The 1,635-nt window shown below is 70.0% G+C and carries 1 protein-coding gene; it reads left to right on the top strand.

The features are described 5' to 3' along the window. Positions 1–1,433, top strand: a 1,433-nt coding sequence (locus tag N878_RS19770) for an aldehyde dehydrogenase family protein (RefSeq protein WP_021445288.1), incomplete at its 5' end; no start/stop codon positions are given. Positions 1,434–1,635: the final 202 nt, after the last annotated feature.

The raw sequence follows: 1,635 nt of genomic DNA, 5'->3' as shown, positions 1-1,635 counted from the left end.
CCGTCGGCGCCCGCCTGGTGGGCGACGAGCGGGTGCGCGGGGTGATGTTCACCGGCTCCACCGAAGTGGCCGGCATCCTTGCGCGCAACATCGCCGGCCGCCTCGACGCCCAGGGCCGCAGCATTCCGCTGATCGCCGAGACCGGCGGCCTCAACGCCATGATCGTCGACTCCTCGGCGCTGGCCGAGCAGGTGGTGGTCGACGTGGTCAACTCCGCCTTCGACAGCGCCGGCCAGCGCTGCTCGGCGCTGCGCGTGCTGTGCGTGCAGGCCGACGTGGCCGACCGCGTGGTGGCAATGCTCAAGGGCGCCATGGCCGAGTACCGCGTCGGCTCGCCGGAGCGCCTGCACACCGATATCGGCCCGGTGATCGACCACGAGGCCAAGGACAACATCGACAACCATATCGCCAAGCTGCGCGAGAAGGGCCGCAAGGTGTTCCAGTGCGCCCGCTTTGAGGCCGAGGAGCTCAAGCGCGGCACCTTCGTGGTACCGACCCTGATCGAGCTGGACAGCTTCGACGAGCTCAAGCGCGAGATCTTCGGCCCGGTGCTGCACGTGGTGCGCTACCAGCGCGCCGACCTGGCCAAGCTGCTGCAGCAGATCAACGACAGCGGCTACGGCCTGACCCTGGGCGTACACACCCGCATCGACGAGACCATCAACCAGGTGGTCAGCAGCGCCAAGGTGGGCAACCTGTACGTCAACCGCAACGTGGTCGGCGCCGTGGTCGGCGTGCAGCCGTTCGGCGGCGAAGGCCTGTCCGGCACCGGCCCCAAGGCCGGCGGCCCGCTGTACCTGTACCGCCTGCTGTCGACCCGTCCGCAGGAAGCCGTGGCCCAGCAGCTGGCCGGCGACAACGTGCAGGCGCTGGACGTGCCGACCGAGCTGGCCAAGGCACGCACCGCCTTCGCCGAGTGGGCGGCCAAGCAGGAGCCGGCCGTTGCCGCCCTGTTCGAGCAGTACCTGGGCCTGAGCCAGAGCTACAGCAGTCACCTGCTGAGCGGCCCGACCGGCGAGCGCAACAGCTACACCCTGCTGCCGCGCGAGCGCGTGCTGGGCCTGGCCGACGAGCGCGGCGACCTGCTGGCGCAACTGGCCGCCACCCTGGCCGTGGGCAGCCGCGCGCTGTGGCTGGAAAGCCAGCGCGGCCTGTACGCCGAGCTGCCCAAGGAGGTACAGAAGTGCATCGCGCTGGTCGCCGACTGGAGCACGGTCGACGCCGAGTTCGACGCCATCCTCCATCACGGCGACTCCGACCAGCTGCGCGAGGTCTGCCAGCAGGCGGCGCAGCGCAAGGGCGACATCGTCAGCGTGCACGGCCTGAACAAGGGCGAGACCGACATCCCGCTGGAACGCCTGCTGATCGAGCACGCCCTGAGCGTCAACACCGCGGCAGCCGGCGGCAACGCCAGCCTGATGACCATCGGCTGATCGCCCGTGCCCGGTCGCCGCGAGGCGGCCTGGGTTTGCCGAAACCTTGCCCGGGAAAGCTGCCCGAAAGCTTTCCCGGGCATGCTGCGCCCGCCAAAGGGCTTCAAGGAACAGCATGAACGTACTCTTTATCGGCTACGGCCGCATGGGCAGCGCCATCGGCGCGGCCTGGCTCGAGGCCGGCCTGGCCCAGCGCCTGGTC

It is taken from the genome of Pseudomonas sp. EGD-AK9 (genome assembly GCF_000465935.2).
Lineage (GTDB): Bacteria > Pseudomonadota > Gammaproteobacteria > Pseudomonadales > Pseudomonadaceae > Aquipseudomonas.
Note: the sequence above shows the minus strand (reverse complement) of the source record. Positions and strands in the feature narration are given on the sequence as shown.